Origin of the sequence: Massilia sp. MS-15 (assembly GCF_020176695.1) — a bacterium.
Classification (GTDB): Bacteria; Pseudomonadota; Gammaproteobacteria; order Burkholderiales; family Burkholderiaceae_D; genus Telluria; species Telluria hydrophila.
On sequence record NZ_JAIWIA010000009.1, the window covers coordinates 63,738 to 79,239 of the forward strand.

Consider the following 15,502-nt stretch of genomic DNA (forward strand, 5'->3'; position numbering starts at 1 on the left):
CTGTCACTCCTTCCTGGCGTTCGGGCGCCTGGCGGCCGGGGGCGGGGCCGGGGCCGGTGGCGGCGCGGGATTGTCGATCTTGACGATGGTGGGAGACTTCCAGGGTCCCGAGATCCGCATCTGGTAAGTCAGCGCCTTCATCACCGGCGCACGCAGGAACAGCTGGGCCAGGTAGCTGCCGATGCCGATGATCGGGTTCACCGCCAGCCCGTACACCAGCGGCCCGGTACCCAGGTTGAATTCCGGGATCACCACCACGCGCAGGTTGGTCGTCTCGTTCGCGATGTCGGCCGTGCCGTCCATCAGGATGGTGGCCGCCACCCCATGCATCTTGAGGTTGTCGGTGCGTAGCACGCCACGCTGGATCAGGGCGTTGGCGCTGATGCCATCGAAGGCCAGGCCCTCGGAAAACACGTCGTGGAAGTCGAGCTTGAGCAGGCGCGGCAATGCCTGCAGGCTCAGCACGCCGAGCAGCTTGGCCGCGCCCGGGTCCTGCTTCAGGAACTGGCCCGACTCCACGTTCATCTCGATCTGGCCGGACAGGCTTGGAATGTCCAGCGCGTACGGCAAGCCGCTCCAGGAAATATCGCCAGCCATCTTGCCCTTGCCACGGCGCAGGGTCTCGGGGAAGCCCAGGCGGTCCAGCAGCCTGCCGGCATCAATGATGTCGAGGATGAAGTTGAGGCTGGTGTTGCTGCGCCCGTCCTTGGTCAGCCAGCGCCCGTTCGCCTTCAGCTGGCCATCCGGATTGTCGATGCTGAGCCGGTTGATGCGCCACTCGCGCCCGGCCAGGGCCTGCACGTTGCTGGCCTGCAGCTCAAGGCGGCCGAGGCGCTTGTTGAAGAGCTGGAACTGCTCGGCCACGATGTCGAGCGACGGGATGGTCGCGCCGGCGCCGCGGTTCGATTCGAGCAGGTGCTTGACCTCGGCCTCGTCCGATTCCGGGATCACCAGCGAGGCCAGGCGCGCCGTGACCTTGCCAAGGCCCTGGCCGCTGCCGGACTCGGCCCAGGTCAGGTAGCCGCTGGCATGGCGCGAATGCAGGTTGGCCTGCCAGGTATCCTTCAGGTGGCTGGCGCCCAGCACGACGTCGGCCACGCGCCGTTCGCCGATGGTGAGTTCCCCCACCCGGCCCGCGATCACGGTCGGCAGCACGTACTGGTCGAAGCCGACGCCGCCCTGGCCGGAACCATCTCCGCCTTCTCCCGCGATCGCCTTGCCGGCGGCAATCCAGGCATCGGCATTCAGCGCGCGCATGTTCACGTGGATCATCATGCCGCCGTCCGGCTCCGGCGCCGGCACGTTGGCGCCGATGCCGCCGCGCAGCACGGTCCAGGGTCCACGGCCGGACTTTTCGCGCAGGTAGCGCGCCGCCAGGTGCTCGCCCAGCGCCACCCGGATCTCGTCGCGCGCCACGCCGTTCATGGTGGGCTCGCCGGCCAGCACGAAACGCAGTGGCAGCGCCTCGGCCTGCGGCTTGTTGAGCGGGGCCGGCAGTTCCAGGCCGAGGCCGGCCAGGTTCGAATCGAGCGTCACGCTGCGCCGGCCGTCGCGCACCACCACGCTGCCGCTGTAGGGCGTGCTGCCCGACAGGCGCTGCGCCAGGCGGGCCAGCGCCGGCGCCGGGGCGGTGCGGCGCATGCCCTCGGCGGACAGGGTGCCGCCAAAGCGCACCGCGATGCTGCCGTCGGCCTGGGTGCCGCCGCCCAGGGCCAGCGGCGCGCCCAGGAAACTGGCGCCGATGCCGTCCAGCGACACGCCATGCTCCCAGAACGCCACCTTGCCCTGCGCCGCCTGCAGTGGCGGCAGTTCGGGGAACAGGCTCACTTCATTGCCCAGCAATTGCAGGCTGCCCTGCACCTTGGTATCCGGCAGATGGGCGAGCGGCATGCGCAGCTTCAGGCCCAGGCGCGCATTGCCGGTGGCGCGGGTCTCGTCCAGGAAATGGCCGATCCAGCCCGGCACCGGGCTGGCCGCGACGTAGCGCAGGAATTCCGGCAAGGGGGCGGCGGCGCTGCCGTCGATCTCCAGCATCATGTGCTCGTGCGCGCCGAGGTCGGGAATCACCGCCTTCACGTTCGACAGCGCCACGCCCATGGTACGCAGGCGCTCGCCGTGAATCTCCATGCGCGCACGGTCGAACTCGATGCGGCCGTCGATGTGCTCGGCCAGCGGCCACAGCGGCGTACCGTCCGGATGCCGGTGGCCGGGCGCGTATTCTAGGCGCGCATCCTCGAGCCGCCCGGCGATGTGGAACTCGCCGCGCGCGCGCTCGAGCACGTTGCTGGCGCGGAAAGGGAAGTTGGCCAGGTCGCCGCGCAGGCGCAGGCTGGCGTCGCGCAGGGTACCGCCCTGCAGCGCGCCGTCCAGCCAGTGCGCCAGGTGCTCGGGCGTGGCGCGCGGCAGGTAGCGGCCCACGGTGCCGATCGCGAAGCCGTCCAGGGTGCCGGTGAAGTCGGCCGTGCCCGGTCCGGCGCCGCGGCTGCCCCCGGCGCCGTCGGATTGCAGCGGCAGCAGGTGGCGACCCGACAGCGAACCGGTCAGCGCGCCGTGCGCGAAGGCCAGCCGTTCCACCTCGACCAGCAGCTGGCGGGCCGGTTCGAACTTCCAGCGTGCCTTCAGGTCGAGCCGGTCGAGCGGCAGCGCGGGCTGGGCGAACCAGGCCGGCATGTCGAGCACCAGGTGCTGGGCATCGACCGTCAGGCTGCCGCCCTGCTCGTTGGCATCGATGCTGCCGCTCAGGTTCTGGAAGCCGGGCGTGGCGGGGCGCGCCGGCAGCGCCGGCTGGCCATTGCGCGCCGGCTGGGCGGCGCGCGCCGGCTGCGCCTTCACGCTCAGGCCGGCCACGTTGCCGCGTACCCGCATGGCGCGCAGGGCCGGATAGCGGCCGTCCCATTCGGCCGACAGGTCGAGCACGCGGCCACGCGGCGCGTAGTCGACCAGCAGCTGGCGCTGCTGCGGCGGCAGCGGCAGGTAGCCGGCCAGGGTCGCCAGCGCGCCGATGTCGAGCTGGTGCGCGCTCAGCTCGCCATGCTCGGGCTTGCCGTCGCGCGCCGGATGCCAGCGCTGCTCGAGCGTGGCCGGCGGGAGCGCGCGGCCGTCGCGGGTGGTGACCGAGAAGCCGGTCAGGCTCAGCACATGGCCGTGGGCGCCAAAGGTCGGCCGGCCTTCGTCGCGCCCGGGCAGCAATTCCTCGCGCGCCGCCAGCCGGCCCGTCACCCGCGCCAGCTCCAGCGGCGCCAGGCCGGCGCCAAGGCGGGCGTTGACGCCGGCCAGCGCCAGGTCGGCGGTGAAGCCGGCCACGCGGGCCTGGTCGACGTTGAGCCAGGCGCGCAGCGAGCCGCGTCCGGCCGTCACGTCGACAGGCATGTCGCGCAGCGGCAGGTAGCGCTGCCAGGCGGCCAGGTCGGCGCCACGCAGGTCGGCATACAGTTCGCCTTTCCAGCGCTTCAGGTCGGACGGACGGGCGGCGAAGCGGTGGCGGAAGCGCGCCCGCAGGTCGATCGGCTGGCCCAGCGCGCGCGGGGGCGTGGCGCGCAGCGCGAAGCGGTGGCCGCCGCCGAAGCGGTTCAGCAGGGCCAGGGTGACGTCGTCCAGGACCAGGGTGGGCGTGCCGCGCAGCTCGTCGGTCCAGGCGACGCGGCCCTCGCGGATCACGATCTCGCGCTGGCGCAGCAGCCAGTCGGCGCCACGCCCGTCGTCCTGCTTGTGCGGATCGAGGCGCACACCGGCCACCCGCAGCACGCCATCCGCGCCGCGCCGCACGTCCAGCTGCGGGCGGGTAATTTCGAGCGCGTGCAGGCGCGGCTCGAAGGCGGCCAGGCTCCACCAGGACAGCGCCGCCTCGACCCGCGGCAGGGCCAGCGCCTGGCGTCCGCCGCGCTCGATCAGGCGTACGTCATCCAGGCGCAGGACCGGATGAATGCCGCGCCAGGACGCGCCAAGGCGCCCGATGGTGACCTGGTTGCCGAGCGCGCGCCCGGCGGCGGCCTCGATGTCGCTCTTATATAGGTCGATGTTGGGGAGGATCGCGTAGCGCAGTGCGAGGAACAGCAGCCCCAGGCCGAAATACAGCAGCAGCACCAGCTTGATGGCGAACCCGAGGAAATGGTGGGAAGCCAGGTTGGCGTAACGATAGGCCGCGCGCAGCCGCTGCCAGCGCACGGCCAGCGGCAGGTGGGCCTCGGCCGCCCGCGGTTCCCGGTTGTCCATCAAGGTGCTCAAAAAGGTTCGCCGTAAATTGATTCTCTAATAACAGATCGCTTGCAACAGTCGCGGCGTCTACCTTACCATCGTGCACACCCCAAGCGGCACGGCGGGCAATTCTACCGCACGAATGCCTGCCGGACGGCAAAACTCACCCGGACCGACACCATGCCTCTTCCTTCCCCGGCCGCCCCCGCGCCTGCCTCCACCGGACCGGCGAGCGCCTCCCGTTTCCTGCAGCGCTGGCTCGGCGCCGATCCGGCGCGCCAGGCCCGGCTCGACGAGCTGTCCCGATTATCGCTGGCCGATGCCGACTTCGGCGCCTTGTTGGCGCGCGAGCAGGCCGGCGCCGCGGGCGCTGCCCTTCCCCTGCCCCTGCCGCGCGCCATGCGGCGCCTGCGCAACCTGCTGGTCTGCGCCCTCGTCCGGCGCGACCTGGAAGGCCGGGCCAGCCTGGACGAAGTGGTGACCGCCATGACCCGCTTCGCCGACTTCGCCATCCAGACCCACTGCGCCGCCCTCACCGGGGAACTGCGCGCCGCGCACGGCGTCCCGACCGGCGCGGAGTCGGGCCGCCCCCAGGAACTGATCGTGCTGTCCATGGGCAAGGGGGGCGGGGGCGAACTCAACGTATCGTCCGACATCGACCTGATCTTCGTCTATCCCGAGGATGGCGATACCGCGGCCGGCCCCGGCCAGCGCCAGCTGTCGAATCACGAGTTCTTCGTGCGCCTCGGCCGGCGCCTGAACGCGGCCCTGTCGGAAATCATCGAGGACGGCTTCACCTTCCGCGTCGACATGGCGCTGCGCCCGAACGGCAACTCCGGGCCGCTCGCGGCCAGCCTCAACATGGTCGAAGAGTACCTCATTGTGCAGGGCCGGGAATGGGAGCGCTATGCCTGGGTCAAGGCGCGCGCCGTTACCGGCGATCCGCAGGACATCGCGGCGCTGGAAGCGATCGTGCGGCCCTTCGTGTTCCGGCGCTACCTCGACTTCGGGGTGATCGATGCGATCCGCAATATGCATGCCCAGATCCGGGCCGAAGTGAAGCGCCAGGAGCGGCTGCATCCGGAACGCAGCCACAACGTCAAGCTGGGGCGCGGCGGGATCCGCGAGATCGAGTTCCTGGCCCAGGTGTTCCAGCTGATCCGCGGCGGGCGCGACCCGGCCCTGCGCAACCGCTCGACCCGCGCCACCCTGCGCCTGCTGGCCGAGCGCGAACTGCTGCCGGAGGACACGGTGACGCGCCTGCTGGAAGCCTACACCTTCCTGCGCAACCTGGAACACCGCCTGCAATACCTGGACGATGCCCAGACCCATACCCTGCCCGCCAGCGAGGACGACCGGCTGACGGTGGCGCACATGATGGGCCTGCCGGACACCGCGACCCTGCTGGCCCGGCTGGACGCGCAGCGCGCCTTCGTCGCCGCCCAGTTCGACGCCATCTTCGCCGACAAGACCGAGCCGGCCGCGCCGCAGGCGCCGACCCTGGCCGACGACCCGGAAAACCACGAAGCCATCGCGGCCCGCCTGGCCGAACTCGGCTATGACGATCCGCCCGCCGCCGCCGCCCGCCTGGTGGCCACCCTGCAGGGGCCGCGCCTGTCCAGCCTGCCCGACGCCAGCCGTGCCCGCCTGCTGGCGCTGGGCGACGCCGCGCTCGGCCAGATCGCCACCGTGGTGCGCGAAGCCGGGGTCGGCAGCCACACCGCCACGCTCGGGCGCCTGCTCGATTTTTTCGAAGCGATCGCGCGCCGCTCGGCCTACCTGTCGCTGCTGACCGAATACCCGCACACCCTGGAACGGGTGATCCGCATGATGAACGCCAGTGGCTGGGCCGCCCTGTTCCTGACCCAGCACCCGCTCCTGCTCGACGAACTGCTGGACGACCGCAACGAGAACGCCGGCAGTCCGGAACAGCTCGCCCAGCTGGCCGCCAGCGTCGACGAGCAGCTGGAGGCGGCGGCCGGCGACACCGAGCGCCAGCTCGACATCCTGCGTGAAGCCCACCACGCCCAGCTGTTCCGCCTGCTGGCCCTGGACCTGGCCGGCGAACTCTCGGTCGAGCGCCTGGCCGATCACCTGTCGCTGCTGGCCGACACCATCGTCGGCGCCACCGTGCGCCACGCCTGGCGCACGGTGGCCAGCCGCCACATCGAGGAGCCGCGCTTCGCCGTCATCGCCTACGGCAAGCTGGGCGGCAAGGAACTCGGCTACGTGTCCGACCTCGACGTCATCTTCCTGTTCGACGACGAGGACGAGATGGCACCGTCCAACTACGCCAAGCTGGCCCAGCGCTTCATCACCTGGAACACGGCGCACACGGCGGCCGGGATCCTGTTCGACATCGATACCGCGCTGCGCCCGGATGGCGCCAGCGGCATGCTGGTGTCCACCGTGGCCGCCTTCGAGCGCTACCAGCACGCGTCGGCCTGGATCTGGGAACACCAGGCCCTGACCCGCGCCCGCTTCTGCGCCGGCGACGCCGCCATCGGCGCGCGTTTCGAACGCATCCGCGAGGCCGTGCTGCGCAAGGACCGCAGCGGCCAGGAACAACAGCTCAAGATTGAAGTCTGCGCGATGCGCCGGCGGATGCGCGAGGCCAACGTGCATCCCGGCCCCCTGTTCGACCTCAAGCAGGACCAAGGCGGCATGATCGATATCGAGTTCATCGTCCAGTACCTGGTACTGCGCCATGCGGCAGTCTATCCGCAGCTGACGGCGAATGCCGGCAACATCGCCCTGCTGCGCCTGGCGGGCGAACTTGGCCTGATCGACCCGGGCCTGGGCGCGGCCGTGGCCGACGCCTACCGCGCCATGCGCCGCCTGCAGCACCAGGTACGCCTGCAGGGACAGGAAAAGGCGCGCGTCGATCCGCAGCTGCTGGGCGAGCATCCGGCCCAGGTGCGGCGCCTGTGGGAAGCCTGTTTTGGTGTAGCGCCGCCCTGAGGCTATTGCGTCACCCCGCCTGTACTTTTCAGTTACATGCACCAGAGTGGTGCATGTCACTTTTTCAATATCTTTTCCCTATCGTCTGCCCGCTAATCTGGCATACATATGCTATTGACTTTTGGGTCAGAGATTTCCCGTCATAACTGTTGTTTTCGCGACATATTTCCCCTTCCATGGCATTGACGCTAGTCAACGCGTGATGATCTTATAAAGATGTGTATGCATATTGGCTACCCGTTTACCCACGGTTACGCCACGCCACACAGGTTGCAATTTTTGAAAAACAGAAACGTGCCCCTAAGGGGTGCAAGACGGAGAACACATGCAACAACCAACCAAGATCGCGCTGGCCGTCGCCATCGCCCTCCAGTCGATGATGAGTGCCGCGGTGCAGGCCCAAGAAGCCCCGCAACGTGTCGAAATCACCGGTTCGCGTATTCGCCAGGTCGACCTGGAAACCGCGCAGCCGGTGCAGGTCGTGAACCAGGAACAGATCCAGAAGAGCGGCCTGGTGACCGTTGGCGACATCGTCAACCAGCTGTCCTCGGTCGGCACCCCGGCCTTCAGCCGCGGCTCGGTCCTGACCTCGAACCGCGAACAGGGTGGCCAGTACATCAACATGCGTAACCTCGGTGCGCAGCGTCTGCTGGTGTTGGTCAACGGCAAGCGCTGGACGGCATCGGTGGCGGGCTTCACCGACATGTCGACCGTTCCGTCGGCACTGATCGAGCGCATCGAAGTGCTGAAGGACGGCGCATCGTCGATCTATGGTTCGGATGCGATCGCAGGCGTGGTCAACATCATCCTGAAGAAGAGCATGGATGGCGGCACCGCCAGCGCCTACTATGGCGAGAACGCACTGGGCGACGGCCAGAACAAGGACTTCTCGGTCTCCTACGGCGCCACCGCCGAGAAAGCGAGCCTGCTGTTCGGCCTGACCCACACCACCCAGGGTGAAGTGTGGGCCAAGGACCGCAACAGGACCGCCTTCACCTTCGGTCCGGGACACTACAATTCCGGCTTCGGCGGCGGACCATGGGGCCGCATCACCCCGGTGAACGCATCGGGCGGTTCGAACACCACCGCCTCCGCCGGCGGCTTCAACCGCATCATCAACCACACCGGCAGCTTCGACGGCGTGGGCACGGGCGCGGATTCGCGCAACCCGAACAGCTACCACCCCTACACCGGCGCCGACGCCGACGTGTTCAACGCGACCCAGCAGATGCACCTGCTGTCGCCGAACAAGCTGACCTCGATCTTCACCAAGGGCGAGATCGAGCTGCCGTTCGACATGCGCCTGACCTCGACCGCCATGTACGCCGTGCGCGACTCGAGCCGCCAGATCGCCGGCTATCCGCTGAGCTCGACCACCCAGTCCAAGTACCCGGTCTACATCGACAAGGACAACTACTTCAACCCGTACGGCAACCAGGTGGCCGGTGCCGGCAAGGGCATCGACCTGTTCTTCGCCCGCCGCACCATCGAAGTGCCGCGTCAGACCGACAACACCAACCGCACCCTGCACATCGACGCGGCCCTGGAAGGCGGCTTCGAACTGCGCAGCCTGCCGTGGAACTGGTCGCTCGCCTACAACTACAACAAGGTTGAAGGCAGCAACACCGGCTACGGCGACCTGAACCTGCTGAACCTGAAGAAGGCCCTCGGCCCATCCTTCATGAATGCTTCCGGCGTAGTCCAGTGCGGCACCCCGACCAGCCCGATCCCGCTGGCCGAGTGCGTGCCGTTTGACATCGTCGGCGGCCCGTCGGCCTCGACCCCGGCAGCCCTGAACTACGTCATGGCAGTCGGCCAGGCTACCTACGGTTCGACCATCAGCAACGCCAACGCCGACCTGAGCGGTGAAGTCTTCACCCTGCCGGCCGGCGCGGTCGGCGTCGCCGGCGGCCTCGAGTACCGCACCGTCCGCGGCTACGACCGTCCAGGCCAGTTCGAGCAATCGGGCTACTCGACCGGCCTGGCCGGCAACTCGACCTTCGGCCGCTTCACCGTCCGTGAAGCCTACCTCGAAGCCAACATCCCGCTGCTCAAGGGTGTGCCGATGGCCGAGCTGCTGAACCTGAACCTGGCGTCGCGCTATTCGGACTACTCGAACTTCGGTTCGACCACCAACAGCAAGGCCAGCTTCATGTGGAAGCCGATCAAGGACCTGTTGGCACGCGGCACCTGGGCCGAAGGTTTCCGCGCCCCGACCCTGAACGACACCTTCGGTGGCGGCTCGCAATCCTATGACAGCTACCTCGACCCGTGCGACAGCCAGTTCGGCAACGCGGCGACGACCCCGGCCACCAAGGCGCGCTGCACCGCCGCCGGCGTGCCGGTCAACTTCCGCCAGGTCAACCAGGCAGGCACCCCGGTCACCGCCGGCGGCGCCCAGACCCCGACGCCGTTCCAGACCGGCGCCGGCAACGCCAACCTGCAACCGGAAACCGCGGTCACCAAGACCGCCGGCTTCGTCTACAGCCCGTCCTACGTGCCTGGCCTGTCGGTCGGCCTGGACTGGTTCAACATCCGCGTCAACAACCGCATCACCGGCATCACGGCTTCCTACGTCGTGAACCAGTGCTACGTCGATGGCGTGACCAGCTTCTGCGATGTGATCAAGCGTGATCCGATCTCTGGCCAGATCGTCAACCTGTCGCGCGGCAATGCCAACCTGGGTGCGATGGAAACCGAAGGCTACGACCTGAGCCTGAGCTACCGCATGCCGCGTACGGCCTATGGCCTGTTCGGCTTCCGTTCGGAATCCACCTACGTCGACTCCTGGCGCCTGAAGTCGAGCAACACGGCCAACTTCACCGAGTACGCCGGCGAGTTCGACATCTTCAAGTGGAAAGCGAACATCGCCTTCGACTGGAGCATGGGCAACTGGAGCGTGACCCTGGGCAACCGCTTCTACAGCAGCCAGAAGAACCGTTGCTGGACCGTGAAGCCGGCTGTCGAGTGCTCGAACCCGGAGGGCCTGGCCACCTGGGGCACCGGCTACAACAAGTTCAAGGAGATGTGGTATTCCGACCTGTCGGTTGGCTACGCGCTGCCATGGAACGCGAAGCTGCTGGCCGGTATCAACAACATCGGCAACAAGGGCCCGATCGTGAACTACAACGCGAACAGCGGCTACGGTGGCCCGAACTCGTCGAGCTCGGTCAACCCGGAACTGCCGATCGACCGCTTCTTCTACGTTCGCTACAACCAGAACTTCTGATTCTGGAAAATAGTCGCGTTTGATCCGTTCCACGCAATTTAATTGCGTTTCAAGCCCGTCCGGCGCAAGCCAGGCGGGCTTTTTTGTTTGGATCAGGCAGTATGCATACGTCAATCGTTAAATTAAATTTGTAAAGTAAATACACATAATTGCAACAATTGTGTATTTACTAAAGTTGATTCAGTTGACACTCCTGCCGCGGCGGTGCTCTTATTGCTGACTTGAAAGTAATTCCAGTTATGAGATTAACTACTTTCAGGTGGTCTTCATCGACCTTCCCGCTGGCCGCACCCCAAGGACGGCCGCGTTTTCACATTAGGAGTTTTGCAACATGATGGAAACAATCTTGTCCCGGTCGGTCCGCGCGATCTGCCTGGGCGGCATGACCCTCAGCATGGGCGCCGCATTCGCCCAGGACGCAGCCCAGCCGCTGCAGCGCGTCGAAGTGACCGGTTCGCGTATCCGCCAGGTCGACCTGGAAACGGCCCAGCCGATCCAGATCATGACCCAGGAGCAGATCCAGAAGACCGGCCTGATCACCGTCGGCGACGTCCTGAACCAGCTGTCCTCGGCCGGTTCGCCGGACTTCAGCAAAGGCGGCTCGCTGACTTCGAACCGTGAGAATGGCGGCCAGTACATCAACCTGCGCAACCTGGGCTCGAACCGCCTGCTGGTGCTGGTGGACGGCAAGCGCTGGACCCAGTCGGTGGACGGCTTCACCGACATGTCGACCGTGCCGGCTTCCATGATCGACCGCATCGAAGTGCTGAAGGATGGCGCGTCGTCGATCTACGGTTCGGACGCGATTGCTGGCGTGGTCAACATCATCCTGAAAAAACGCATCGACGGCGGCAACCTGAGCGTCTACGTCGGCCAGAACTCCGAAGGCGACGGCAAGAGCAAGGACTTCTCGCTGACCATGGGCGCCAACAGCGACAAGGTCTCGCTGATGTTCGGCCTGTCGCATACCGAGCAGGGCGTGGTATGGGCCAACAAGCGCCCGATCACCGGCTTCCCGCGCGGTCCGAAATACCCGACCGAAGGCTTCGGTGCCGGCCCATGGGGCGAGATCCTGCCGCTCGACTTCTCCTGGGACAAGGTGCTGAACCACACCGGCGGCGCCCTGGGCGACGGCACCGGCGCCGATTCGCGCAACCCGGCCAACTACCACGACTGGGACGGCCGTCCGGAAGACAACTTCAACAGCGCGTCGCAGATGATGTTCGCGATGCCGACCAAGCTCGACACGCTGTTCACCAAGGGTACCGTCGAACTGCCGTACAACATGACCTTCACCACCACGGCCATGTACTCGCAGCGCAAGGGCGTGTCGCAGGTCGCGGGCTATCCGCTGCAGAGCGGATCGCAGCCTGACTTCCCGGTCTACATCGACAAGGACAACTGGTACAACCCGTACGGCAACTGGGTGCAGGGCGCAGGCAATGGCCAGGACCTGTACTTCATCCGCCGCACGATCGAGCAGCCGCGCGTGACCGAGAACCAGAACCGCACCCTGCATATCGACGCGACCCTGGCCGGCGAATTCGAACTCCGTTCGCTGCCATGGAACTGGAGCGTGGGCTATAACCACAGCGCCCTGCGCGGCTCGCTGCTGGGCACCGGCAACGTCAACCTGCTGAACCTCAAGAAGGCCCTCGGCCCATCGTTCCGCAACGGTTCCGGCGTGGTCCAGTGCGGCACTCCGGACGCCCCGATCGCCCTGGCCGAGTGCAAGCCGTGGGACATCCTGGGCGGCCCGTCGGCCTCCAACCAGGAAGTCATCAACTACGTGATGGCCACCGGCCAGGCGACCTACGGTTCGACCATCAACAGCGCCACCGCCGACATCGCCGGTGAAGTGTTCACCCTGCCGGCCGGCGCAATCGGTATCGCAGCCGGTATCGAGCACCGCGAAGTGCGCGGCTACGACCTGCCGGGCCAGTTCGAGCAGTCCGGTTACTCGACCGACCTGGCCGGCAACCCGACCCGTGGCCGCTATACGGTGAGGGAAGCCTACGCCGAGCTCAACGTCCCACTGCTGAAGGGCGCCCCCCTCGCCGACCTGCTGAGCGTCAACCTGGCCACCCGCCACTCCGACTACAGCAACTTCGGCGTGACCAACAACAGCAAGGCCAGCTTAATGTGGAAGCCGATCAAGGACCTGCTGGTGCGCGGCACCTGGGCGGAAGGCTTCCGTGCACCGTCGGTGGGAGACACCTTTGGTGGCGGCCAGCAGACCTTCGACGATTATCTCGATCCGTGCGACTCGCTGTACGGCCAGACCAGCGACCCGGCCGTGGCGCAGCGCTGCGCGGCCGCGGGCGCGGGCGCCGGCTTCCGCCAGGAATCGCAGACCGGACCGATCACCAGCGCCGCTGGCGACCAGAGCCCCTACCCGTTCATGGCGGGCGCGGGCAATGCGGCCCTGACCCCGGAAACCGCGATCACCAAGACCGCCGGCTTCGTCTACAGCCCGTCCTACGTGCCGGGCCTGACCGTGGGCCTGGACTGGTTCAACGTGAAGATCACCAACCAGATCACCGAGATCACGGCGACCGACGTGGCGGAATACTGCTACGTGCAAGGCCTGGCACCGTACTGCTCGGTCATCAAGCGTGATCCGCTCAGCGGCCAGATCATCTCGCTGGCGCGCGGCAACGCCAACATCGGCGCGCTGGAAACCGAAGGGCTCGACCTGTCGATCGGCTATCGCCTGCCGCGCACCCAGTACGGCCAGTTCGGCATCCGTTCCGACACCGCCTATGTCGACAAGCTGCGCGACCAGGCCGAAGCCGGCGGCGAGTGGACCAACTACGAAGGCCAGTACTTCTACAACCGCGTCAAGTCGAACCTGGCGCTGGACTGGAGCCTGGGCAACTGGAGCGCCACCTGGACCTCGCGTTACCACAGCGGCGTGAAGGATCGCTGCTACAAGGTCAACGCTGAAGAGTGCTCGAACATCGGCGGCCAGGCGAGCTGGGGCAAGAACTACAACAAGCTGGGTAGCGTGACCTACACCGACCTGAGCGTGGGCTACAAGACCGCGTGGAATGGCCAGGTCATGGTCGGCGTGAACAACCTGTTCGACAAGAAGCCGCGCCTGATCACCACCTCCGCCGCCTCGTCCTCGCGCGTGGATGCGGACTACCCGATCGACCGCTTCTTCTACGTGCGCTACAACCAGTCGTTCTGATGAACGGGCCCGCCAGGGCCTGAACCGAAGGACCACGATGCCCGCCGGGTTCGCCCGGCGGGCATTTTTCGTTGGGCGCGGGTATCATGCTCGCTTGGCGTCCATCCGGACGCAACACAGAAGAACACCATGGCAATCAACATCAAGAACGACAGGGATATCGCGAAGATGCGCGTGTCCGGCCGCCTCGCCGCCGAGGTCCTCGCGATGATCAAGGATTACGTCGTGCCCGGCGTCTCCACCGAGGAACTCGACCGCCGCTGCAACGAATACATCCGCAAGATACAGAAGGCCACGCCGGCCAACGTCGGCTACCACGGCTTTCCGAAGACCCTGTGCACCTCGGTCAACGGCGTGGTCTGCCACGGCATCCCGAGCGAGAAGGAGATCCTGAAGGACGGCGACATCGTCAACATCGACGTCACCGTGATCAAGGATGGCTGGCACGGCGACACCAGCCGCATGTATTTTGTCGGCGAACCCGCGCTTGAAGCGAGGAAGCTGGTCGACACTACCTATAGCGCCATGATGGCCGGGATCCGGCAGGTCAGGCCGGGCGCGCGCCTGGGCGACGTCGGCCACGCGATCCAGAAGCTGGCCGAGGGCGCCGGCTACGCGGTGGTGCGCGAATACTGCGGCCACGGCATCGGCCGCGTCTACCACGAGGACCCGCAGGTGCTGCACTACGGGCGGCCGAACACCGGCCTGCTGCTCAAGGAAGGCATGACCTTCACGGTCGAACCGATGATCAACCTTGGCGGCGCCGACGTCGACCAGCTGGACGATGGCTGGACCGTGGTGACCAGCGACGGTTCGCTGTCGGCCCAGTGGGAACACATGGTGGCGGTCACGAAGAACGGCGTCGAGATCCTGACGCCATGGCCGGACGCCTGAGACCGCGCTTTACTTGACGAAGGCGATGATGCGGTCGGCGCCGGGCGCATCGATCGGGCCCGTGAAGCGCAGGACCCTTTCCGCGCCCAGGTCCATCGACGCAGGGGGAAACGCAGTCGCCAGCAGCAGGGCCAGTGCGCCATGCCGGAATCCGGCTTGCCATCCATTCATATGAGGCACCCTGGCCGGCAGGCCGGTCAAGCGATCGGCAGACCGGAACGGGCCTGGCTCAGTTCATCGTGCAACTGCCGCACTACTTGCGCCGCAGGTACGCTGACACCATTGCCGAGCGACTCGACAAAGCGGCAGGCAGCGAATCCCGCGGCTGCGCGGTCGTAGCGTTCCAGCCATGCGCGTCGCTGCGGCATCCGCTCGGGCGAAACCGGCCAGATGCCGGGCCGTGGCCGTAGCCGTTCCTGCAACCCGATGCGCCATGGCTTGGCCGTGAGGCGTGCCCGGAAGCAGTGCTGGTTCAGGCACATGGCCACGTACATGGGATCGGCGCCCAAGGCCTGGAAGCATGCGGCCACCTCGGGTTCCCGTGGATCGAACAGGCGATGGGTGGCGAGCAGGCGCAGGCCGGCTGGCGTACGGTAGACATGGAGCAGCCAGTCGGGGCGCGTGCGCATGAAGCGCAGCACGCGCGCACGGGCGATCGCTTCCGGCCCGCCCCTGGCCCCAACCAGCTTGCGGTGGACCAGCTTCGCCAACGTGGATGCCAGCCACAGGCTTGCCAGCGTGCCGATCACGCCCGTTATCCACAAGCTGCGCGGGGCGGCGCCAGCCGCGGCCGACAGATACACCGCCGCCGTCACGGCGGCGAGCAGGAGCAGGGTCGTGTTCCGCACCATGCGCCAGCTGGGGGCCTCGGGGAAATCGATATCGGCACACAGCACGCCTGGGGTATTCAGGCAGCGCGCGCCATATGAATTGCGGGTAATGACGGTCTCGTCGAAGCGGGCGAGCACTTCCTCCCGAATCGGCAGCCCATTGCCGCCGTTGTACGGCGCCTTGCGTTCACGCCGCGGCAA

The 15,502-nt window shown here is 67.0% G+C and carries 7 protein-coding genes; 4 read left to right on the top strand and 3 right to left on the bottom strand.

Going from position 1 to position 15,502, the window contains the following annotated elements; translation table 11 throughout:
• Positions 1 to 3 precede the first annotated feature (3 nt).
• Positions 4 to 4,212: a YhdP family protein gene (locus LCI23_RS05340; protein ID WP_224945094.1), complete on the bottom strand. Its 4,209-nt coding sequence runs from the start codon at positions 4,210 to 4,212 to the stop codon at positions 4 to 6.
• A gap of 162 nt (positions 4,213 to 4,374) precedes the next feature.
• Here LCI23_RS05340 and glnE point away from each other — a divergent pair, with 162 nt between their 5' ends.
• The 4 genes from glnE (at position 4,375) to map (ending at position 14,471) form a co-directional block, all read left to right on the top strand.
• On the top strand, positions 4,375 to 7,155 hold the full coding sequence (gene glnE, locus LCI23_RS05345) for a bifunctional [glutamate--ammonia ligase]-adenylyl-L-tyrosine phosphorylase/[glutamate--ammonia-ligase] adenylyltransferase (protein WP_224945095.1): 2,781 nt from the start codon (positions 4,375 to 4,377) through the stop codon (positions 7,153 to 7,155).
• A 325-nt stretch (positions 7,156 to 7,480) separates the two neighbouring features.
• Positions 7,481 to 10,384 carry a TonB-dependent receptor domain-containing protein gene (locus tag LCI23_RS05350; protein WP_224945096.1) on the top strand — a complete coding sequence of 968 codons (2,904 nt, stop codon included), beginning with the start codon at positions 7,481 to 7,483 and terminating at the stop codon, positions 10,382 to 10,384.
• A gap of 346 nt (positions 10,385 to 10,730) precedes the next feature.
• Entirely contained in the window at positions 10,731 to 13,577 is a 2,847-nt protein-coding gene (locus tag LCI23_RS05355) for a TonB-dependent siderophore receptor (RefSeq protein ID WP_224945097.1), read from the top strand.
• A gap of 129 nt (positions 13,578 to 13,706) precedes the next feature.
• On the top strand, positions 13,707 to 14,471 hold the full coding sequence (map, locus tag LCI23_RS05360; RefSeq protein ID WP_224945098.1) for a type I methionyl aminopeptidase: 765 nt from the start codon (positions 13,707 to 13,709) through the stop codon (positions 14,469 to 14,471).
• Between the two features lie 9 nt (positions 14,472 to 14,480).
• On the opposite strand, the gene LCI23_RS05365 is transcribed toward map, so the two are convergent.
• Positions 14,481 to 14,642, bottom strand: coding sequence for a hypothetical protein (locus LCI23_RS05365; RefSeq protein WP_224945100.1), 162 nt, complete (start codon positions 14,640 to 14,642; stop codon positions 14,481 to 14,483).
• Positions 14,643 to 14,668: 26 nt separating this feature from the next.
• Entirely contained in the window at positions 14,669 to 15,502 is an 834-nt protein-coding gene (locus tag LCI23_RS05370) for a hypothetical protein (protein ID WP_224945102.1), read from the bottom strand.